We start from the raw sequence: 20,811 nt of genomic DNA on the forward strand, positions 1-20,811 counted from the left end.
TTTCACGGTGCGGCTCGGGCAGTACCTGCCGCCCGAGCCGCAGTGAGGTGTGGTGATCGGCTAGCTGGCGCAGTGGTCGCCCTTGTCGCATCCGTCGGCGTCGCCGGGCATCTTCGGGGCGTAGAGCGCCTCCACCGAGGGCACACCGAGCACCAGTTCTCCGGTGAACATCACGTCAACGTCCATCGCGTTTCTCCCTTGTCGGTTCGTTTGCTCAGAGCTCCCGCGGCGGTCCAGAGTCCGGACGGGGCAGCTCGGGCTACAACGAACTCAGTCAACGCTGCGCCGGGTCGCGGCAGCCAGAGCAGGAACCCGGCATCGGCAAGGCATTAATCAGGCATAGGGGCTCTGACCTGCGTAAATGTCTCTGTGGGGGGGTGGTAGTCCGAACGGGTGCAGCTCAGTGAAGGGTGATCAGCCTCGGTGGACTGGTGGCTATCGTGATCGGTGACCAGTGGGGCGGTGGTGATGATGGGCGACCGAAGGCTCGCTTTCGTCGCGCGGCGAACAGCGATGGGCTACACGCAGGAAACCTTCGCGGCCGAGCTGGAGGTCGAGTCCTCCACCGTGAGCCGATGGGAACGAGGTGAGGTGACTCCGAGCCCAGTCCACAGGCCTCGGATGGCGAAGGCTCTCGGCGTGACCTTGCACGAACTCGGTACGTTGCTAGAGCAGGCGGCGGCGCCAGAGCCGCGCCCCGCGACCGCAGCCGTAGTCCAACCCGATCTTGCGGAGGCCGACGACATGAACCGTCGCGACCTGTTGCGCTTGTTCAGCGCGACAGGGGCGCTGCTGGCGCTGCCGGCGGCCGTAGATGCCGACCGGGCTGCTGCGGCAGCAGGCAGCGGTGCTCTCGACATGGAGGGTGCGGACGAATTCGCCGCGTTCGCAGGGCAGCTGTGGCGGCTATACGGCATGGCGTCGAACAAGCTGCAAGTACTGCCGCTCGTGCGCACTCAGCTCGACGTGCTCACCGACGCCCTCCGTCAGTCGCAGACACCGGCGACCCGGCGACGGCTCTGTCAGCTGGCCGCCGACCTATTCCAGCTGGCGGGCGAGATCTATTTCGATGGTGATCGCTACACCGACGCGGCGCACTGCTACACCCTGGCCGCGGCCGCGAGCAAGGAAGCCGGAGCGCCGGACTTGTGGGCCTGCGCGCTGACCCGGCACGCGTTCATCGCCGTCTACGAACACCAGTACACCGAGGCCGTACCGCTGCTCGACTTGGCCGCAACTCTCGCGTCACGGGGCGACACCGATCTCTCGACCCAGCACTGGGTCGCCGCCGTCCAAGCGGAAACCTTCGCGGGCCTCGGCGATCTCGATGCCTGTCAACGTGCGCTCGAGACCGCGGCAGAAGTCCAGCACCTGACAGGACCGGTCCACAATGGCGGATGGCTCCGCTTCGACGGCTCACGCCTGGCCGAGGAGCGCGGCACCTGCTTCGTGACACTCGGTCGGCTAGGCCTGGCCGAAGCGGCCCTGACTGATGCGCTCAACGCACCTCTCACCGCCCGGCGGAAAGCCGGCGTCTTGACCGACCTGGCCATGATCGGCGTCCACCGTGCCGATCCCGAGCAGGTCGTCACTTACGCCGACGAAGTCTTAGCCACCGCTCGGAAGACCGGCTCTGGAGTGGTCGCTCGTAAACTGCGCGACCTCCAGCCACACCTTGTCCCCATGCTCGCCGACAAGAACATTCAGCGACTCGATGCCGAGATCGCCGACCTGGTAAGCGGCCACGCCGCCTAGTGGAGGAAACCCATGCCCAACGACCGTGGCCGAGTGTTCCGCGAAGCCTGGATCGCCGGAGTCAGCAAGCACTACCCCGGCGAACCGAAACCCGGCTACATCACGCCCTGGGACGAGACACCGGACTGGGAACGCGACGCCGCCGCAGCCGTCTACGACCAGGTCCTCGCCTTCATCACCACCACCAACGGCGCGACGGCCAAACTCACGCCAGAGCAGAAAGGCCGCTTCGTCGCCCTGTGCTGGATCGGCCAGATCTTCAAACACTTCCCCGACCCGAAACCGTCCTACGTCGCCGACTGGGACGCTCTGCCCGAGTGGCAGCAGGCCACCGACATCGACATCTTCGAACGCATCGAACAGGACGTCTGAACTCCGCCCAGCGTGTACTGACGTCGTGCCGCTCATGGTCGAGATCAAGGGGCGGTGGAACTGGAGGCGCGATCTGCCAAGGTGCCATCTGGCAAGAGATCGAGGCGACCCCACAACATCCTGTCCGCAGTCGTCTCCTGACGGTCGCTACTGCGGATCGTGTCACGGTGGTCGGCTACAGCCTGCGCGAGGGTCCGTAGCGCCGTCCGGATCTCGTCGAACCCGTGGCTCTGCTTGAGGAGGCGGACCCGGTCCTCCAGCTCGGCCCGGCGTTCACGCGCGCGGTTCGCGAAGTGAACCGTTCGTGACTTCCAGTTCTCGTACTCGGCTGCCGCTTGCCGATACTCCTTGCGGGTGCCCTCGAAGGCGCGCAGATCGGCCTTGCGCTTGAGGAAGGAAACCTCGACCTGTTTGATCAGCAAGCCGAGCGCGCGGTAAGTCTGCCGGAGTCGCTCGTCCTGAGTGGTCATCGCTCGCCAGCGTGCTGCGTCCGGATGGTTGATTTCCTGGCCGACCGCGATGACAGCAGCGTGCTCATCGTCGGTGGTGTAGGGGAGTCTCATGTCCCGGCCGCCGTCCCAGTGGCGCAACGGCTCAGCACGACCGGTTGAGCATCGGCCAAACGTCGCTCGGCATCTGCTTGCGTTCGAGAGAGCCATTCTCGTGTCTCTCGCCGGCCGAGTGACAGATCCGCGAGCTGTTCCAAGTGTCGCTCGTAGGAGGCGACGTCGTGTTCGTTCTCGAAGAAGAGGCTGGCGGTGGGTAGCTGGTGGTGCACGACCGAGGGATGGTCCTCGTGCCGGTACAGGGTGAACCCGGTACCGAGTTCGGCCACTGGCGCATCGGCGGGAACAAGGCGGATGTGACACCGGGGAAGCGAAGACAGCAGAATCAGGTGCACCAGCTGTTCGCATGCGGTGACCGGATTCTCGAGTGTGGAGAGGAGGGCTGACTCGGGAACATAAAAGATGAAAGGACCGGGTTTGTGTGTGGCTGAAGGGTTTCTGGTGAGGCGTGCTTGCGCTGCGGCGTCAAGCGCGGGACCCTGCGAATGGCCATGCTTGCCGAGGGCGGTGTGAACATACGGCTCGATTTGCAGATGGCGGGGGATGTCCACTGCGTCATAGGTTGAGTAAGACGTGCTTTCCGCGTCAAGCAGGGTGATGGCGGGCAGTGTGTCGGGAACCCCTGCCGGGTGCGGCCTGACCTGGTAGCCGTTGTCGGGGTCGCGATCGAGCGCCACCAGGCGATCGAACTCCTCGGTGGTCGCTTTCGCTCGTGCGAGGAAGAGTGCAACTCTGCCGTCTTGGAGTTTTCGAGTCCCGTTCTCCAAGTGTGAAATCGCAGGCTCACCCCCAATTCAGCATGGAGGCCATGTGGGTGGCGAGATAGCCTGCGCGTTTGCGGATTCGGCGAAGTTCGGAGCCCAGCTCTCGTTGCTTGATGGTGGAAACATTCTTTGTCATGGGGTGATGGTTCCCTTTGCTATGTGCAATACTGGGCGAGGTGGATCGTGGGCCTTCGGTGCAGGGTCAATCGCGAAGGTTGTGATCCAGCTGTGCGAGCCGTGCTTTCATCCAGAGTCGGGTCTCCTCGCGGCTGAGCGCGAAACCGGTGATGAGTTTCTCGTAACTCTCGTAGAAGCTGACTTCGGTCTCGTGTTCAAGGAATAAGCTGACGGTAGGGAGTTGGTGATGCAGCACGGGGCGATATTCGTCGTGCCGGAAGAAGGTGAACCCGGTACGAATGTCCGTCAGGGGTGCGTCTGCTAGGACGAGATGGATGCGGAAATGTGGCAGCGAGGACACGGTGACCAGATGTGTCAGCTGTTGCCGCATGACTACGGGATTTTCGGTGTTGTCGCGGAGCGCTGCCTCGGAGATGTAGAAGGTGAACGAGCCTGGCGGCTGCAGTGAGGATGGGTGGCGTGAGAGCCGAGTCATCACCGCTGCGCCGAGTGTGTGCTTGTCGTGCCCGTGCTGGCTAAGGACATCGCGAATGTAGGGTTCGATCTGGAGGCGACGTGGTACCTCCACGGGCTCGTAGCTCGTAATGAAGGTACTTTCACGGTCGAGCATGGCGACGATGGGAAGATCGTCGGGGAAGCCTGCGGGGTGAGGCCTGACCTGATAGCCGTCATCTGCGCGGCGATCCAAAGCCACGAGCTCCTCGAGTTCGGTGGGCGTTGCGTTGGTTCGTGCCAGATAGAGCGCGACTTTTCCATCTTCAACCTTGCTGAGACCGTTCTCCAAGCGTGAGATGGTGGACGCGTTGCAATCCAGTAATTCCCCCAACGTCCCTCCGTCGATCCCAGTCCGCTTGCGGATTCGCTGGAGCTCGATACCCAGCTCTCTCCTCTTCGCGGTGGATAAAGAATTGATGTTTTTTCTGCTCATGCTCGCAGTTCCTCATGATATTTCTCGGGGCGTCGCTGGGCTCGGTGAGGGCTTCGTCGTGTACGGCGCCCGCTCTAGCGGAGTTTCGCCAGTGACGCCGAATCACGGCTATGGCTCATTCGAGGGTCTCGCGCATGAGGCGGGGCCTGTCGAAGCGTTGGTAGAAGAGTTCCAGGTAGAACAGGTCGTCGGACTCGACGTACAGCGGGCCTTGCTCGTCCAGGTTGAGGCCCCACACGACCACGTCGGTCTGGGCGGAGTCGGCGAACCAGGCGGCCGCGGCCGTGAACACCTCGGCGTAGTCGCGGCCACTGATCGTCTCGAGCAGGACGGTGTTGTCGGCGGGTTGATGGGACATGGATTCTGTTCCTTTCGGGGTGTAAGTGGTGGCACGGAGCTTTGGAGTTCTCGGATGAACGAGGAGCCGTGGGGGCTATGGCTGGGATGATGGCGGGTAGCAGGCGCCGCACCAGGTGACTGTCCGCTCGCCCGTGGGGAACGGTGGGCCGCAGAGCTTCCCGCAGTGGCTCACGCTCACGGTGATCCGGCCGTAGCGCAGCCGACGCAGATAGCGAGGCGGGACACGGTGCAGGACAACGCGGCGGAAGAACCAGTACTCCACCAGCTCCGGCCAGACCCCGTCGAGAGGTCCGCGCATCACCTGGCCGGCCACGCCGCTCACCAGACCGGTTCATTGGGATCCAGGGCCTGGTGCCGGTCGTGAGGCCGCCCGATCGCCCTACTCACGTGGCCACTCCAGGACCGCGTCGACGACCGAGTCCGCAGAGCCGCCCGCGGCCAGCTGGGCGCGACCTCGTGGTCCCTTGTCCACGTGGTCTCCGGAGTAGCGGTGAGCGAAGGCCTGCTTGCCAGGAAGCAGGAACAGGACGTCCGTGTAGTTCCTGCCGACCCGCACGTACCACGCGGCGGCGAGTGGATCCGCCGCGCCGGGGTATAGCGGATGGAACCCGCTGGCAGTGGCGCGATCACACGAGAGGCACTCTTCGACGCTCCGCGGGCGCTCCCATTGAGGCGACGGGTCCGGGTTCATTCGGCCTCGTTCGTATCGGCGGCCACGGGATTCCCGGTCCTCGGCACAGGTATGTCGCTCCGGGTTGTGGTGGTGCCACAGTGGCGCCGCACCAGGCGGGCAAGAGCGCAGCGTCGTCGATGGCCAGCCCGTCCACGTCGCGGTGGGGTCCTTCTTTCGCGCTCGTACAGGTCTCGGACATCGAGAGGAATCGCGGTCGTGGCCTCCTGAGCCCGGGGACGTTTGAGCGCCCGGCCACACTCTCGGCAGGCCCGTCCCGAGGGCCAGTCATCGATCTGAGGAAGGATCACGGCACCGCAAAGCGCGGTCATCCCGACGTTCGGTCTGCCCGCAGCCCGCTTATCCTTGGCCACTTGGTGCTCGACCTTCGTGATGGCGCATGTCACTGAGCACGTGTCAGGCGTAGCGGAAGGCCGAAGTTTTTCGAGCATGATGGGAATCCTGTGATGGTATGGGCGAGAACGGGTTGTGAATCGGGTGGTGTAAGGCGACGGTCAGCGCTCCAGCCGCACTCGGGACCGGGTGGAATCCGGAGGGTCGGTGGTCCAGGCGAAGGCTCGCAACTGCAAAGCTGCCGGCTGGACAAAGCGACGCGACGCCATACAGCCTGGCGCCACGGCGACGGAACACGCGCGGTCCCATGAAACCGTTGCCCCCAATGCGGAGCCCTGCTGTCCCCTGGGTGAGGAAGAGCGAGGAGTCGTCGCAAGGAATCCTTGGTCCTGCCGCCGAACGACCAGCAAATCGGTTCAGGCGCGAACGGGTCGGCACCCTTCGTGAGGGAGTTCGGTAGGCTTCGGCGGAGATGTGCCTAGTGACGACCAATACGTCCGCATGATCCGGCCACCGGTAGACGAAGACCTCACCGAATGGTGCAGAATCAGGGCCTACCCTCCACCCTTCCCAGTCGGGGGCAAACAGGTTTCCCTGGCATAGGTCGCAGGGCATGGATAACCGGGGGAATTCTTTCGTTGGCACCGGAACATCACCTGCCGATAGGGCGGATACCGTTGGCGTGACTGCCGATGAAGGTGCGCTAGCAGGATCCGTGCGCAACCCGCACAAGCCCTGACGGACTCGCGACATCAACGCCAAGCTGGGGCTTGTGACGGTCGGCAGCGGAAAGGACGTGGAGAATCGGATGCTGTCTGGCAAAGGCGTAAACCTCTCGGGGCGCGGGTCGACGCGTACCGGCAACGCGCGGCCTCGGGATGCGCGCTCAACCGGATCGAGGCAGTCGGTAGTCACAGACATCAGCTCCTTGGGGACGTGATGTCACGACATTGGTATGGCCACGTGGCGCAGACCAGGGCGCGAACCACGCAATAACCACGCACGAACCTTGCACGCAGGCAGCTGACCTGCGGTAATGTATTGTTGTAACGATGTGTGGCGACAGGAAAGTGATGGCGACGAAGTCTTCCGCTTTGGCACGTGCCCGTTCGGCTGCTGGGTACACGCAGGAAACGTTCGCGTTCGCACTGGGCGTCGACGTCAGCACGGTCGGCCGTTGGGAGATCGGTGCAAGTGCGCCGATTCCGACCACGCGACCTAAGGTGGCCAAGCTTCTACGCCTGTCCCTCGCGGAGCTCGACCGACTGCTTCGTACGGTCAAGATTCAGTCAAGCCATCGGGTCACGAAATCAGCGTCGACCGATCCTGGTTTTGGTTCGCCTCGAAGCCAGCTTTCGCTGCTGGATGACCTGCGGCGATCGATCATCGGTCGGTCCGCGCTCGCCGGGGATTCGTCTGATCAGAGGCAGCTCATGCAAGCCGTCAATCGGGCGCACAGGCTTTATCAACATGCCGACTATGAGGCGGCCGCGAAGATGCTTCCGCAAGTGATAGACCGGCTCAATGGACAGTTGCCCAGCGCTTCAGTGGCTATGCAGAAGGCTTATGGCTACGTTGCTGCTGCAAAGCTGGCGACGAAACTCGGTAGTGGCAGTTTGGCGTGGCTAGCCGCGGATCGTGCAAACCTGGCAGCGTTGGACGCCGGGAGTGCCGAGGTTACCGGAATTGCCCGTTACCAAGTCGCGTGTGCACTGTTGCTGAATGGGCACCTTGGTGATGCTGAAGAAGTCGTCGAAGAAGCCATCGAAGACCTGCGGTTAGCGAAGGGCGGCGACGATGTGCGAGTGAAAATCTCCGTACAAGGCGCACTCTCGTTGCTGGCTGCGGTCATGGCTGCCCGGAGCGGTGCCAGTCAGAACGCGCGTAAATGGCTGCGGCAAGCGAGCGAGTTCGCTGCTGACTTGGGCTGCGAGGGGAATTTCCTGTGGACGGGATTCGGACCTACCAACGTCGCGATCCACGAGTTGTCCGTCACTGTGCAACTTGGCGATGCGCGGCGGTCTTATGAACTTGGTTCTTTTCTGGACACGGACCGACTTCCGGATGTGCTAGTCGGGCGCCGATCGCAGGTTCATCTGGATCTGGGGCGAGCGGCGATGAGTGCCGCGGATGACGGTCTGGCGGTACTCCCCGGGCAGGCCACGTTTGTCCCCACGGGAGATCGAGGTGCTGCGGGCATGGTTCGCCGCCTCCTCCAAAGAACTCGTCGCCGCGAAACTCCACATCACCGTCAAGACCGTCGACACGCATATCGCCCGGGTGCGCGTGAAGTACTCGAACGTCGGACGCGAAGCCCGCACCAAGAGCCAGCTCGTCACCCGGGCACTCGACGACGGCGTCATCACGCTAGCCGAGCTCAACGAGGCTTCGATGTAGGGCGTTCACCGGACATCCCGGGGCCCGCGGGCGGTCTAGCGTCGACGGAGCAGGGGGCGTCGCGGGCATTCGGCGTCGAGGGGACCGGATGCCCGCGGCACCGCGCCGAGGAAGACGCCCGAGGGAGTTCGATGAGTCAGCCCGGTCCGCCAGGGGCCTATCCCGTGCCGCCACCGGGGTGGCAGTACCACCGGCAGCCGCCTCGCAAGAAGAAGACCGGGCTGCTGATCGTGCTGCTGGCACTGGGCACGGTCATGGTGCTGGGGCTGGCTTTCGGCGGGTACTGGATCTTCGTCAGGGAGGGCGACTCCGACGCGCCACCGCCCGTGGACGCTTCACAGGACGTGGCGAAGGCGCCGATCGGTTGTGCCGTCTTCGACAAGAGCGAGGTGGCCCGCTACATCCCCGGCCGGACGGATTTCGAGGCAGGATCGGCCAATTCGTCCTCGGACTCCTTGGAACAGGGGCAGTGCGCCTGGAACAACACCGACACCTTCATCAAGGACAAGGTCCGGGCGGCGCACGTGATCGTCACCAGCTACGTCTACCGCGCCACACGCACGAAGTCCGGGGTGGACGCCGCGAAGGAACACCTGAAACGCCGGGTCCGGAACGGGGTCTCGGTGAACGTGAAGGACGCCGACGAGGCTTTGCTCGTCGAGCACGGGAAACGCGGCCACTCGGTGGCGGTGACCGCCCGGTACCGCAACATCGTGTACCACGTCGACTACACCAACCAGACCGACGGAGCGCCCGTCAAGGACGGGGTGACCGCGCTGGCCACCGCCGCCATCGGCAAGGTGGCGCCGAAGTACTGAGCTCGTGTGGTGCGTTCGACCGGCAGTGCGCGGACGCGTCCGCGGATATCTTGTGGCCGATACCCCGGCACATCCTGAGGAGCACCATGACGACCACCCGGCGCGCTTTCGCGGTTCTTGCCACCGCGGGCCTGGTCATCTCGGTCCTCGGCGCGGGCTCCGCCTCCGCCGCGACCAAGGGCAAGATCATCATCTACAACACCTGCGGCAGCGCGGTCTCCACCACGATCCACCGCACCGACGGCTCGATGATCGCGGGCACCGGCGCGGCCCCGGCGGGCAGCTACTTCGGCTACCCGGTCTACCCCGGCACCTACCAGGTCCGCGTGCCCGCCGGTAACCGGAACGTGCGGGTCCTCGACCTCGGAAGCAAGGCGCACGCGGTCGTCGTCAAGGCCTGCTGATCTCCTTTCAGGCGTTCGCGCGGTGCAGGCGTTCGGTCACCTGCGCACGGACGGCGTCATGCGAACCCGGGGGAGTGCCGTGCAGCGTTTCCCAGCGGACGTCATGGGCCGCCGGCCACAGGCTCGCCGCCCACGCGACCTCCTGCTCCTCCGTGGTGAACCGGCGGCCCCGGATGTCCTGATAGGTGGCCAAGAACGCCTCGGAGCTTTCGATCGGCGGCAGCAGGGCGGGCCCGGTCTTGGGAAAGACCGCGCTCGCCGCTCCCGCCAGCGCCGCCTCCGGCTGCCACGCCATGCTGTCCCAGTCGTGCACGGCCCAGATATGGCCGTCCCGCCAGCGGAGGTTCTGCGCTTCGAAGTCGGCGTGACCGAGTACGCGGGGCAGGTCCGCGGCGAGCAGTCGTTCGCGGAGCCGCCCGGCCGTCTCGACGACGTACGCGGGCACGGCGTGCTGATCCCGCCGGTCGAGGTCCTCGATGGACGGCCACAACCCGGGATCCGTGTGGTCCCAGCGGATCCAGCGGGGATTCGGCAGTGGCGGCGAGACGGCCACGCCGGCCAGCCCGTCCATCAGCCGCGCGAACACCGCCGCGTAGCGGGCGGCGACGTCCGGTGAGTCACCGCGCAGCAATTCACCGCCGGGCCTGGATTCCTCGGCGTGCACGGCCAGCGCCCCCACGCCCGTCGCGGGTGTGATCGGCCGGGCGCACGGGAATCCCCGGTCGGCCAGCAGGGCCTGCGCGGCGACACACGACGCGGCGCGGCCGTCGTCTTCCCGCGCCTTCACCACGACGTCGCGCCCGGTGGCCAGGCGCAGCCCGAACACCGCCGATATCGACCGCGCCTCGAACAGCACGGCGACCGGCTCGGCTCCCAGGTGTTCCACGCACCACCCGGACAGCCAGTCCGGCCTACGGGCGACATTCACGGTCGTACTCGTCGAAGGCCTCCGCCGCGTCGCCGTCCAAGATCATCGACAGCGCATAGGAAATGGTCCAGATCCACTCCTCGAGGCGCGCCGCGTCCTCGTCGCCGATCAGGCCGTTCCCGCGGAGCATGCCGTCGGGCGCGACGCCCCAGGCCCGCGCGAAGTGACAGATTCCGACCACGGCGGAAACGACTTCACGCGGCACCGAGTCGGCCTGCAGCTGTTCGGTGAGGGCCCGCAACGCGGCCATCACCTCATGGTAGTTCTCTTCGCGTAAGCCACTGAAGGGTCGCAAAGACCCGAGAAACCCCTTCTGCCACCGCGGATCGTCCACATCCGCGTGCGCGCCGGAGTGGAACAGGAGGGCTTCGCGGGCTTCGGCCGGAGTCACGAGAGGACCGTAGCGCGAGATCTCGCACGTCGCTCAGCCCGCCAGCGCCGCGCCGAGGGTGCGGGCTGCGCGGGCGACGGTGTCGGTCATCGTGACGGGGGTCCGGGGCACCGTGAGCACGGTCGCGATCGAACCGATCGTCCGGCCGGTCGGCAGCCGGACGGACGCTTCGACGGCGACGAGCTCGTGTTCGGCCTGCCAGGTGGGGCAGAACCGGCCGGTGCGCTGGGGCACGGTCGATCCTGGCCGGAGCAGGACGCCGTCTTCGGGCCGGGTGAGGCTGGCGGCGGCGATCAGGATGCGGCCGTCGCAGGGGACGGCGAGTACCGAACTGGCCCGGGTGGCCGCGGCCAGGCGCCGGAGTTCGCCGCGCGCGAGTTCCAGCAGGCGCGGATACGGTTGCCACGATTGGCCGAGCCGGAATGCCTGCGCACCGACGCGATAGCGGTTTTCGCTGCGCTGGACAACCTCCAGTGCGGTCAATTGCTCGAGCAATCGATATGCCGTCGATTTCGGTATCGAACAGGAATTGGCCAGCTGGGTCAATCCTGCTTCACCTTGATGTCGTACCAAGGCATCCAATAGGGTGAAGGCGCCTTCGAGGACGCTTCTGGGTCTTCTCTTGGTCTCCATTGAAATCCCCTCGCGCGGTCCGTTGGACGGAATCCTTGCTGACAAGGTCACGCCGCCGGTGTCAGGCTGGAACTGCCCCGGTCCGTATCTTCGGTCAAAAAGCGCGGGCTGGGAAGAGTGCGTCCACCGAACGGAAAGAGGTTCCGGCAAAATGCGAAGATCCATTCGGCTGGGTACGGCGTTGGCGGGTCTGCTCGCGGGCCTGCTGGCGATACCGGCGGCCGCGAGCGCGGACGACATCGGTATCGCCGCCTCGCCGCCGTCTCAGAAGACAGCCGCGGATTTCGACGGCGACGGCTTCGCCGACAAGGCGGTTTGGCGTCCTGGCAACGGTTTCTGGTACGTGATCCGCAGCAGCAACGGCAGTGTCGTGACCCAGCAGTGGGGTGTCTCCGGCGACGTGCCGGTGGCCGCGGACTACGACGGCGATCGTCGGGCCGACTTCGCCGTGTGGCGGCCGAGCAACGGTATTTGGTACGTCATCCAGAGCAGCACCGGCGCGGTGGTGACCCAGCAGTGGGGCGTGTCCGGCGACGTTCCGCTGACCGGCGATTTCAACGGTGACGGCCGTTCCGATTTCGCGGTGTGGCGGCCGAGTAATGGCACGTGGTACGTGCTCGGTATCGCCACGGTGCAATGGGGTGTCGCCGGTGACGTTCCGGTCGCCGGTGATTTCAATGCCGACGGGCGCGCCGACTTCACGGTTTGGCGGCCGAGCGACGGCGTCTGGTACGTGCGGGGAATCGCGACGCAGCAATGGGGCGTCTCGGGCGATATTCCGGTCGCCGGTGATTTCAATGCCGACGGACGTGCCGATTTCGCCGTCTGGCGGCCGGGCAACGGTGTCTGGTACGTGCTCGGGATCGCGACCCAGCAATGGGGTGTGGCCGGTGACGTGCCCATGGCGGGCAATTTCGGCGGCGATCCGCGAGCGGACTTCGTGGTGTGGCGGCCGTCGAACGGGACCTGGTACGGCCTCGGCCTGTTCACCACCCAGTGGGGGACGGCAGGCGACATCCCGGTCTGAGTCGTGAACGGGAACCTCCGTCTTCCGCGTGCGGAGGACGGAGGTGTCCGGATGTGGATCAACAGCAGCCCCTTGACCAGCCAGTAGTGACACTTTAGGTGAAAGTGCCACACAGTGGGTGCGAGTTCGGCTAACGTCCTGCCGTGGCTCCGACCGGAGCGGAGAACGAGCAGGGAAGGTGCGCAAATGCGGCGATTTCTGGTCTTCGTGGCCTGCCTGGGGGCCGCGCTCACGGCGTCGGGCTGCGGAACCGACGACCGGGCCCCGGCCCCGGTGCCGAGCGGCTCGGCGGCCGCCGGGCAGCCACCCACGTCCGCGACACCGGAGGCGAAGACCGCCGACCCGCCCCGGTCGTTCGACAAGAGCGCGCCCGTCGGGCTCCCAGCGGGCGCGGTCCGGTCCAACGCGGCGGGCCACGTCACCTCGCTGTTCATGACGCTGCGCGATCGCACCGGCTACATCGTCACCCCCACCGCGTTGAACGTGGTGGATGTGCTGACGGGACAACAGAAATGGACCGTCCCGTTCGAGCGCACGCCCGGTGACCCGTACAACCAGAGCGGGCCGTTCGTCAACACCACGGGGCCGCGTCCGCCCGCGGTCGGCGACAAGCTCGTCGTCGCCGCGGTCCCGGTCGTCATCCCGGAAAAGGGCACCACGCCCGGCTACGTCGCGCTGTCGGTGATCGCGGCGGATCGGGAGAAGGGCACCAAGGTCTGGCAGTCCGAGACCAAGGTCTCCGACGACCAGTACGCCGACGCGAGCAACGCCGTCACCGAGGTCGTCGCCGTCACGGACAAGGCCGTCATCGCCCGCTACGGCCGCTCGGACGACCACGTCACGGTCGCGCTCGACCCCGCGAGCGGGAAAACCCTGTGGGAGCGCAAGGATTACGAGGCCGGCAGCGTGCACGGCGACGTCGTCGTCGGCGCCGACTTCAACGTCGCCGAGAACTCCTCGATGGTCCAGGCGACCGCGCTCGACCTGGCCACCGGCGGGCAGAAATGGACCGGCGCCGCGCGATCGTCCGCGGTCGTCCCGGTCCGCGCGGATCCGGCCCTGGTCGTGCTCACCAGGACCGACTACGGCAGCGGTGATTCGTCGCTCCTGTTCCTCGACCCGGCCACCGGCGCGGAAAAGAGCAAGGTCGACGGCGAGGACCAGTTCGGCCCCAGCTCGTACGGAACCTGCCGCCACGACGAACGATCGGTGCTCGTCTGCGACGCGGGCGGCGTGCTCACCGGCTACGACGCCGCCACCGCGGCCCCGCTCTGGACCCTGCCGGACAAGGCGGCCAACCGGGTGGCTCCCAGCGTCACGTTCGCCTGGCACGGCGCCGTCTACGGCAAGACCGGCGGCGGTCAGCCGATCGTGCTGGACGCCAGGACGGGCAAGGATCTGGCCACCGACGACGTCGGGCTCGTCCCGGCGCTCGTGAGCGAGTACGCCGGCATCGCCGCGGGCGAAAACGGTGAGTCGCTGGCGTATCCGGTCAAGAGCTGAACTCCGCGTCGCGGAGATCGGGCATGTCCCTCAGCTGCCTGCGCGAGGTGATGCCGAGCTTGCGGAAGATGTTGCGGAGGTGGGCGTCCACCGTGCGGGGGCTGAGGAACAGGCGGGTGGCCACTTCCTTCGACGTGGCGCCCGCCGCGACCTGCCGCGCGATATGCGTCTCCTGCATGGTCAGGTGGTCGTAGGAATGCCCGGAGCGGCTGCGGGCGACCTCCCCGGTCGCCCGCAGTTCGTCGGCGGCCCGCCGGGTGAACGCCTCCAACCCGATCTCCGACAGCTGTTCGTGCGCGGTGCGCAGGTGTTCACGCGCTTCACGACGCCGTCCCTCGCGGCGGAGCCACTCGCCGTAACGCAGCCGCGCCCGCGCGAGGTGCACCGAGAGCGGGCCGTCCGCCAGGTACCGGAGCGCTTCCAGATGGTCGGGTTCCGCGTCGCTGACCATGGCCCGCGCGCTCGCCGTGATCCCGAGGGCGAAGGCGGTGCCCGCGGGTTCCGTGCGGGCGGTCAAGGAGTCCAGCGCCGACCGGGCGACGGACTCCTTCCCGCAGCGCACCGCGGCTTCCACGAGTTCGGGCAGGGCGATGCCGGTGAGGAAGAGTTCGCCGCTCGCCACGGCCCTGGTCGCCGCGTCCAGCGCGGCCGGATACTCGGCGAGGCCGTTGTACAGCACGGCCGTCGCCCAATACGCGTTCGCGGTCAGCTGCCCGCTGCCGCGGGTCGTCGCTTCGGCGAAGAGATCCAGCACTTCCCGGCGGCGTCCGCGCATCGCCGCCAGATGCACGCGCGGGTAGAGCTGCGGCGGATCGCCGGCGGCGTCCGCGATCGCCTCCTCTTCGGCGATCGCGGCCATCGCCCGCCCGAAGTTCCCGGTGAGCACCGCGTGCAGCGCCACCTGGGACAGGCCGAGCCGGATGGTCATCGGCGATCCGGTGTCCCGTCCGGTCCGCACCAGCCAGTCGACGATCGTCGCATGCAAGTCGATGTCCCACAGTTCGCCCGCGAGCACCGTGGCCAGCGCCGGTGTCCTGGTCCAGCCCGCGTCGTCGCCGGTGAGAACCCGGCGGAGCGCCGGCACACCGGCGTGGTGTCCTTCGGTGGTCAACAGCACGAGCGCGTCGAGGAGGTCCGGCGGTCCCGACGCCGGAGGCGCCGAGCGGGCCGCTTCGAGAACCCGGTCCAGCACTCCCGCGGCCCGTCCGACCACGAGTCCCATTTCCAGCGCAGCGACGAAGAACTCGCGTGACCGCACCGGATCGACGGCGGAGAGCCGCTCCGCCGCCCGCAGGATGAGTTCCGGCCCGCGGACTGCGCCCTCCGCGCCTTGGACGAAGGCGATCCGCCCGCGCAGCAGATCGACCGAGGCGTGCTGGGGGACGTCCAAGGTCGCGGTGTCGACGCTGGCCAGCAGATCCGCCGCCGCGTCCGTCGCGCCCGCCTCCAGTGTGGTCCGCGCGGCCGCGAGGGTGCGCGCGGTTTGCTTGGCCGGGTCGAGGGAAAGCGCCGCCGCACGTTCGAGGAACGCGGCCGCGGCCGCCACCCCTCCGCGGGCCTGCGCCCGCGACGCCGACAATTCCAGCTCCGCCGCGACCTGTTCGTCCGGCCCGGTGGTGGCCTGGGCCCGATGCCAGGCCCGCCGGTCTCCGGCGGTCTCCGGATCGGTGACTTCGGCCAGCGCTCGATGGGCGGCCTGGCGCTGCTCCGGTTCGGCCGCGCGATACGCCGCGGAGCGTGCCAGGGGATGGCAGAAGCGCGCCCGCGTGTCGAACCGGATCAGCCCGGACGCCTCGGCCGCGGCGCTCGCGGCGGGCACGTCGATGTCCAGCCACCGCGCCGCCGCCCACAGCAGACCGGGATCGCCGGTGGGATCGGCGCTCGCGAGGGTCAGCAGCCGTCGCGCGTCCACCGGCAGTTCCGCCATCCTGTCCCGGAAACTGCGCTCGATCCGGCCCGCGATCGGCGACGGCGCCGGCGGCGCGAAACCGCCCGCCTTCGGCAGCTCGATGAGCGCGAGCGGGTTGCCGCGGGCCTCGGCGAGCAGGCGATCGCGCACGCGCTCGTCCAGCGTCACGGTCTTTTCTTCGGCCAGCAAGGCACGCGCGTGCGTATCGCTCAGGCCGCCGACCGTCAGTCCCGGCAACTCGTCCAGCCCGCGCACCGGATCCTGGTCACGGGCGGCGAACACCATCGCGATCGGCTCGGCCGCGATCCGCCTCGCCAGGAACGTCAACGCCCTCGCCGACGCCGTGTCCAGCCAGTGCGCGTCGTCGACCACGCACAGCATCGGGCGCGTCCCCGCGGCGGTCGCCAGCAGTTCGAGCGCGGCGAGACCGACGCGGAACGGGTCCGGCGCGCCGTCGGCCAGCCCGAAGGCGACGAGAAGGGATTCGCGGTAGGGAGCCGACAACGTGTCGAGATGCGCCAGCACCGGAACACACAGCTGATGCAGTGCCGCGAACGGCAGCTCACCCTCGAATTCCGACCCGGACGCGCGGATGACCTGAAACTCCTCCGCCGTCGCTCGTTCGACGTGGTCCAGGAGCGCGCTCTTGCCGATACCCGGCTCGCCGCGGAGCACGAGCACCCCGCCCTCGCCCCGGCCCGCCGCGTGGACCAGGGCGAGCAGGCGATCGATCTCGTCTCGTCTGCCGACGAGCGGACGAGGGGACGTCGTGGGCATGGTCCGAACCCTAGCGAGGCGAAGTAGGCGATTGTCACCGACGCGAGCGGACCGGTGCCCGCGCGATCGTGGCGGCATGACAGTACGAGCGACGAAACGGATCTCGCGCGGGGTGGCGATGCTCGGCCTCGCGAGCGCCATGTTCCTGGTCATCCTCGACGCCGCGATGGTGAACCTCGCCGGGTCCACGATCCGGCAGGGCCTGGCGCTCACCGCCGCCGAACTCACGGTGGTCGTGGACAGCTACCTGGTGACGTTCGCCGGCCTGCTGCTGCTCGGCGGCCGTCTCGCCGACGTGCTCGGGGCCAGGAAGGTGTTCCTCACCGGAATGGCCGTCTACCTCGCGGCGTCCGCCTTCTGCGCGCTCGCCACCACCGGCGGGCTGCTGATCGCCGGGCGGATCGGGCAGGGGATCGGGGCGGCGGTCCTGATGCCCGCCGCGCTCTCGCTCGTACTCGGCCTCTACTCGTCGCCCGCGGAGCGCACCCGCGCGATGGGGATCTGGGGCGCGGTCGCCGGAGCGGGCAGTCTCGTCGGCGTCTTCCTCGGCGGCACGCTGACCGAACTGCTCGGCTGGCAGTCGGTGTTCGTGACCCCGGTGCCGTTCGGTGCCGTCGGGGCGATCGTCGTGTGGCGCGCCGTGCCGCCGGTGCCCGGCAGGCCTGGCCGGTTCGACGCGCTGGGCGCGGTCACGATCACCGTCGGGATCTCCGGGCTCGCGCTGGGCATGGTCTCCGCCTCCGACGCCGGGTGGACCGCGCCCGGCACGATCGCCGGTCTCGTGGCCGGGCTCGTTTCCCTGGTGGCGTTCGTGTTCGTCGAACGGCGTTCTGCGCGTCCGCTGGTGCCGCTGGGCGTGTTCCGCCGGAAGCCGGTGGTCACCGCGAACGTGGTGATGGTGCTGATCGGCGGAACCCTGACCAGCCTGTTCTTCTTCCTGCCCCAATATCAGCAGGACGTACTCGGGATGAGCCCGCTGGCGACCGGCATGGCCCAGCTCCCGCTCGCCGTCATGATCATCGTGGGCAGCGTTCTCGCGCCCATGCTGGCGAAACGGATCGGGCTCGCCCGGGCGCTGCCGGCCGCCCTCGTCGTACTGCTCGCGGGATTCCTTTGGCTGGCAGGGGATCCCACGACCAGCGGCTTCTCGATCAGCCTGCTGGGCGCTTTCCTGCTGATCGGCGCCGGGCTCGGGCTGGGTGCCGTCAACGCCACCGCGATGGCGGTACGCGACAGCGCGGACGGTGAATCGGGCCTGCTCAGTGGACTGGTGAACGCCGCGCAGCAACTGGGCGGCGCGGTCGGGCTCGCCGCGCTCGCCGGAATCGCCATCGGCGCCGCGGGGACGCACGGCGACATCTCGTTCACGACCGCGTTCCTCGGTGAAGCCGTGCTCGTCGTCATCGCCCTCGCGGTGTCGCTCTTCTCCACCCGTCGTTGACCTCTGTCGAGAAAGGACATTCCACAATGGACACCATCCTGGTGACCGGCGCGACCGGAACCATCGGATCCGCCCTGATTCCCTCCCTGTTGACCCGCGGGGTCGCCGTCCGCGCGATGACCCGGGACCCCGGGCGGACCATCCCCGGCGCCGAAACCGTCGTCGCCGACCTGCGTGATCCCGACGCGGTCGGCGCGGCGCTGAAAGGCGTCGACGCGGTCTTCCTCAACAGCCCTTCCGCACCCGACGCCGCCTCGCTCCAGACCCGGTTCGCCGACCTCGCCCGGGACGCCGGGGTGAACCGGCTCGTGCTGCTCTCGCAGTACGCGGCGCGCGCCGACTCGCCGGTGCGGTTCCTGCGCTGGCACGCCGAAGTCGAGGCGCACGTCCGAGCACTCGGGATCGAGTACACCGTGCTGCGTCCCAACCTGTATTTGCAGGCGCTGCTCGCCTTCTCCGGCACCATCGAACAGGGTTTCCTCGCCGCCCCCATTGGCGACGCCGCTGTCAGCGCCATCGACACCAGGGACATCGCGGACGCCGCCGCGGCCGTGCTGACCGGAACGGGGCACGCCGGCCGGACCTACACGCTGACCGGACCGCGTGCGGTGACCCACGCCCAGATCGCCCACGCGCTTTCGGAAGCCATGGGGCGGACCGTCGCGTTCCACGACACCTCCGCCGATCAGTTCGCCGCGGCACTGGCCGGTTTGCTCCCGCCGTGGCAGATCGACGGCCTCATCGAGGACTACGCGCACTACGCCAGGGGAGAAGCCGCCGAAGTGCATACGGCCGTCGCCGAGCTGACCGGGAAACCCGCACGCGACGTCACCGAGTTCGCCCGCGACCACTTTTCCGTGCAGTGATCTATCACTGCATTCGGTTCACGCTCAAGGGTGGGCCTCTCCGCAGTTAGTCGACTAATTGCGGAGGGGTTGCTCAGGGTGAATCGGCGCTGATGGCCGGTTCACCCTTCGGTGTTGTTTGCATGTTTCGCTTGTTGCTTAAAATTACGAACACCTGTTCGATTTTTTCGGGTATTATGGAGGCGTGTCCGAGACCTTCCTCCCCGAGTTGCCGCAAGAACTGTGGCGTGCCGGCAAGCTGGAGCTTGCCCATGGCGTGCAGCAGTCGTTGCAGGTGATTCGGATGGCCACCGCCGGGTTGGGGCGGTTTCTGGCGGAGGTCGAGTCTCGGGGCGCGAAAGACTTGTTCGGGCATGGCAGTACGGCGAGTTGGTTCGCGGAGTTGGCGGGGTTGTCGCGGGCCGAGGCTGGTGTGGTGGTGAAGCGGGCGGTCGCTTTGAATCCCACGCGGGCTTTGGATGGCACGGAGGTTCCACCGGTCGCGCCTGCGACCGCGGCGGTCGCGGCGGAGGGGTTGGTCGGGGATGAGCGGATCGATCAGATTCTGGAGATCTTGAAGAGACTCCCCGCCGACACCTCCGCCGAAGATAAGGCGGTCGCGGAGAAGATCCTCGCCGAGTTGGCCCCGACCGCCGGTCCGCAGCAGCTCGCCAAGGCCGAGGCGAACCTGCTGGGCTGGCTGGACCCCGACGGCAACGAACCCCAAGACCCCGAACCCAAAGAACCACGCCGCGAAATCACCCTCGAGCGGCGCAGGGACGGCTTCTGGAAACTCACCGGCCTCCTGGACGACGAGACCGGCGCCCGCACCGCCGCCGCCCTGGAGGCCTACGCCCAACCACGGCCAGTCGACGAATTCGGCCAAGCCGACCTGCGGATGAAGTGCGAACGCCTGGGAGACGCCTGGGCCGAACTCCTTGACCTAGCCATCGCGTGCCCCGACCAACCCGGAACCAGCGGCTACCGCACCCTCGTGCACGTCACCATCGGACTCGACGAACTCAAATCCGGCCTCGGCACCGCGTGCCTGGACTTCGTCGGCACGATGACCGCGAGGGAAGCCCGGCTGGCGGCCTGCGACTGCCTGATGCTGCCGGTCGTGATGAGCGCCGCCGGAGAGCCCCTGGATGTGGGACGGCTACGACGGTTCGTCACGCCCGGTCAGAGACGGGCGCTGAACATCCGTGACGGTGGCTGCGCGTTCCCGGGCTGTCATCGGAAACCGAAGAACTGTCACGCCCATCATATTGAGCACTGGGCAGACGGCGGACCGACGGATCTTCGGAATCTGGTGCTGCTGTGCGGTTTTCATCACCGGTTGATTCATCACGGTGACTGGGAAGTCCGGATGGCGGCCGATGGGTTACCGGAGTTCATCCCACCCCAATACCGGGATCCGCTCCGACAACCCCGGCGCAACACCTTGCATCACGTCTGAACGTCGAGGAGCCCGCCAGCCACACCGGCGACGGGCCCTTCGGCATGCCTTCAGCGGGGAGCGCCTCGGTCGTCGATGAAGGATTCGGGACGTTGAGTGTCCCGAATCCTTCATCAACGACCGAGGCAGGCTCGTGGATCCGCGATGCCTGCCCACAGTCTCAACCGGCGTCTCGCCCCGGCCGGAAACACCGTCCAACCCCGAGGCAAGCGGCTTGCGGGAGCGAAAGACGCAACCGGCAGAAATCACCGGCCAGTTCTGCCGGGAAGCCTGCCTGGACCCGGACGTCGCCCCGGCTCAGGTTCGTGCCAGTTGTCCAGCGGCGACGTGGCCTCGGACACAGCCAACGCGCTACGAACCGGAACCACCCCG

The 20,811-nt window shown here is 67.3% G+C and carries 21 protein-coding genes and 1 pseudogene; 11 read left to right on the forward strand and 11 right to left on the reverse strand.

Annotation, left to right across the window (positions count from 1 at the left end):
• Positions 1-60: 60 nt before the first annotated feature.
• Positions 61-186: a hypothetical protein gene (locus ACZ1DY_RS12970; protein WP_360971607.1), complete on the reverse strand. Its 126-nt coding sequence runs from the start codon at positions 184-186 to the stop codon at positions 61-63.
• Between the two features lie 261 nt (positions 187-447).
• On the opposite strand from ACZ1DY_RS12970, the gene ACZ1DY_RS12975 reads away from it, so the two are divergent.
• Both ACZ1DY_RS12975 and ACZ1DY_RS12980 read left to right on the forward strand, forming a co-directional pair.
• Positions 448-1,755: a helix-turn-helix domain-containing protein gene (locus ACZ1DY_RS12975; protein ID WP_465484509.1), complete on the forward strand. Its 1,308-nt coding sequence runs from the start codon at positions 448-450 to the stop codon at positions 1,753-1,755.
• Positions 1,756-1,767: 12 nt separating this feature from the next.
• The gene (locus tag ACZ1DY_RS12980; RefSeq protein WP_465484510.1) at positions 1,768-2,127 is read left to right on the forward strand and encodes a hypothetical protein; all 360 of its coding nucleotides are present in this window, start codon (positions 1,768-1,770) and stop codon (positions 2,125-2,127) included.
• Positions 2,128-2,171: 44 nt separating this feature from the next.
• On the opposite strand, the gene ACZ1DY_RS12985 is transcribed toward ACZ1DY_RS12980, so the two are convergent.
• The 6 genes from ACZ1DY_RS12985 to ACZ1DY_RS13010 all read right to left on the reverse strand — a co-directional run bounded on the left by ACZ1DY_RS12985 (position 2,172) and on the right by ACZ1DY_RS13010 (position 5,574).
• Positions 2,172-2,690 carry a hypothetical protein gene (locus ACZ1DY_RS12985; RefSeq protein WP_465484511.1) on the reverse strand — a complete coding sequence of 173 codons (519 nt, stop codon included), beginning with the start codon at positions 2,688-2,690 and terminating at the stop codon, positions 2,172-2,174.
• Entirely contained in the window at positions 2,687-3,460 is a 774-nt protein-coding gene (locus ACZ1DY_RS12990; RefSeq protein WP_465484512.1) for a DUF5753 domain-containing protein, read from the reverse strand. Before ACZ1DY_RS12990 ends, ACZ1DY_RS12985 begins: the two co-directional genes overlap by 4 nt.
• A 199-nt stretch (positions 3,461-3,659) precedes the next feature.
• Entirely contained in the window at positions 3,660-4,523 is an 864-nt protein-coding gene (locus tag ACZ1DY_RS12995) for a helix-turn-helix domain-containing protein (RefSeq protein ID WP_465484513.1), read from the reverse strand.
• Between the two features lie 115 nt (positions 4,524-4,638).
• Positions 4,639-4,881: a hypothetical protein gene (locus ACZ1DY_RS13000; protein WP_465484514.1), complete on the reverse strand. Its 243-nt coding sequence runs from the start codon at positions 4,879-4,881 to the stop codon at positions 4,639-4,641.
• Positions 4,882-4,956: 75 nt separating this feature from the next.
• Positions 4,957-5,205, reverse strand: a complete 249-nt coding sequence (locus ACZ1DY_RS13005; RefSeq protein ID WP_465484515.1) for a hypothetical protein — start codon at positions 5,203-5,205, stop codon at positions 4,957-4,959.
• A gap of 57 nt (positions 5,206-5,262) precedes the next feature.
• Entirely contained in the window at positions 5,263-5,574 is a 312-nt protein-coding gene (locus ACZ1DY_RS13010; protein ID WP_465484516.1) for a hypothetical protein, read from the reverse strand.
• Between the two features lie 1,406 nt (positions 5,575-6,980).
• On the opposite strand from ACZ1DY_RS13010, the pseudogene ACZ1DY_RS13015 reads away from it, so the two are divergent.
• The 4 genes and pseudogenes from ACZ1DY_RS13015 to ACZ1DY_RS13030 form a co-directional block, all read left to right on the forward strand.
• Positions 6,981-7,154, forward strand: a pseudogene (locus ACZ1DY_RS13015) (helix-turn-helix domain-containing protein); the annotation flags it as partial.
• A gap of 883 nt (positions 7,155-8,037) precedes the next feature.
• Positions 8,038-8,304, forward strand: coding sequence for a response regulator transcription factor (locus ACZ1DY_RS13020; RefSeq protein ID WP_465485650.1), 267 nt, complete (start codon positions 8,038-8,040; stop codon positions 8,302-8,304).
• Between the two features lie 131 nt (positions 8,305-8,435).
• On the forward strand, positions 8,436-9,122 hold the full coding sequence (locus ACZ1DY_RS13025) for a hypothetical protein (RefSeq protein WP_465485842.1): 687 nt from the start codon (positions 8,436-8,438) through the stop codon (positions 9,120-9,122).
• A gap of 86 nt (positions 9,123-9,208) precedes the next feature.
• Positions 9,209-9,526 carry a hypothetical protein gene (locus tag ACZ1DY_RS13030; protein ID WP_257488225.1) on the forward strand — a complete coding sequence of 106 codons (318 nt, stop codon included), beginning with the start codon at positions 9,209-9,211 and terminating at the stop codon, positions 9,524-9,526.
• A gap of 7 nt (positions 9,527-9,533) precedes the next feature.
• Here the strand turns inward: ACZ1DY_RS13030 and ACZ1DY_RS13035 are convergent, their stop codons facing one another.
• Genes ACZ1DY_RS13035 through ACZ1DY_RS13045 form a run of 3 tightly spaced genes read right to left on the reverse strand, consistent with a single transcriptional unit; the run spans position 9,534 to position 11,718 of the window.
• Positions 9,534-10,412: a phosphotransferase gene (locus ACZ1DY_RS13035; protein WP_465484517.1), complete on the reverse strand. Its 879-nt coding sequence runs from the start codon at positions 10,410-10,412 to the stop codon at positions 9,534-9,536.
• Between the two features lie 25 nt (positions 10,413-10,437).
• Positions 10,438-10,845 (reverse strand): hypothetical protein, encoded by a 408-nt coding sequence (locus tag ACZ1DY_RS13040; RefSeq protein WP_465484518.1) that lies wholly within the window; start codon positions 10,843-10,845, stop codon positions 10,438-10,440.
• 33 nt (positions 10,846-10,878) lie between these two features.
• On the reverse strand, positions 10,879-11,718 hold the full coding sequence (locus ACZ1DY_RS13045; RefSeq protein ID WP_465484519.1) for a helix-turn-helix domain-containing protein: 840 nt from the start codon (positions 11,716-11,718) through the stop codon (positions 10,879-10,881).
• Between ACZ1DY_RS13045 and ACZ1DY_RS13050 the strand changes: the two genes are divergently transcribed.
• Both ACZ1DY_RS13050 and ACZ1DY_RS13055 read left to right on the forward strand, forming a co-directional pair.
• On the forward strand, positions 11,630-12,505 hold the full coding sequence (locus tag ACZ1DY_RS13050) for an FG-GAP repeat domain-containing protein (RefSeq protein WP_126729435.1): 876 nt from the start codon (positions 11,630-11,632) through the stop codon (positions 12,503-12,505). The genes ACZ1DY_RS13045 and ACZ1DY_RS13050 overlap by 89 nt on opposite strands.
• 186 nt (positions 12,506-12,691) lie before the next feature.
• On the forward strand, positions 12,692-14,008 hold the full coding sequence (locus tag ACZ1DY_RS13055) for an outer membrane protein assembly factor BamB family protein (RefSeq protein ID WP_465484520.1): 1,317 nt from the start codon (positions 12,692-12,694) through the stop codon (positions 14,006-14,008).
• Here ACZ1DY_RS13055 and ACZ1DY_RS13060 read toward each other — a convergent pair.
• Positions 13,998-16,694 (reverse strand): AAA family ATPase, encoded by a 2,697-nt coding sequence (locus ACZ1DY_RS13060; protein ID WP_465484521.1) that lies wholly within the window; start codon positions 16,692-16,694, stop codon positions 13,998-14,000. The genes ACZ1DY_RS13055 and ACZ1DY_RS13060 overlap by 11 nt on opposite strands.
• Before the next feature lie 76 nt (positions 16,695-16,770).
• Between ACZ1DY_RS13060 and ACZ1DY_RS13065 the strand changes: the two genes are divergently transcribed.
• From ACZ1DY_RS13065 to ACZ1DY_RS13075, 3 genes are all read left to right on the forward strand, one after another.
• Positions 16,771-18,135, forward strand: coding sequence for an MFS transporter (locus tag ACZ1DY_RS13065; RefSeq protein ID WP_465484522.1), 1,365 nt, complete (start codon positions 16,771-16,773; stop codon positions 18,133-18,135).
• A gap of 26 nt (positions 18,136-18,161) precedes the next feature.
• Positions 18,162-19,001, forward strand: coding sequence for an SDR family oxidoreductase (locus ACZ1DY_RS13070; RefSeq protein WP_257488217.1), 840 nt, complete (start codon positions 18,162-18,164; stop codon positions 18,999-19,001).
• Between the two features lie 184 nt (positions 19,002-19,185).
• Positions 19,186-20,439 carry an HNH endonuclease signature motif containing protein gene (locus tag ACZ1DY_RS13075; RefSeq protein WP_465484523.1) on the forward strand — a complete coding sequence of 418 codons (1,254 nt, stop codon included), beginning with the start codon at positions 19,186-19,188 and terminating at the stop codon, positions 20,437-20,439.
• Positions 20,440-20,811 lie beyond the last annotated feature (372 nt).

The sequence above is a fragment of the Amycolatopsis sp. PSD-21 genome (genome assembly GCF_055561455.1).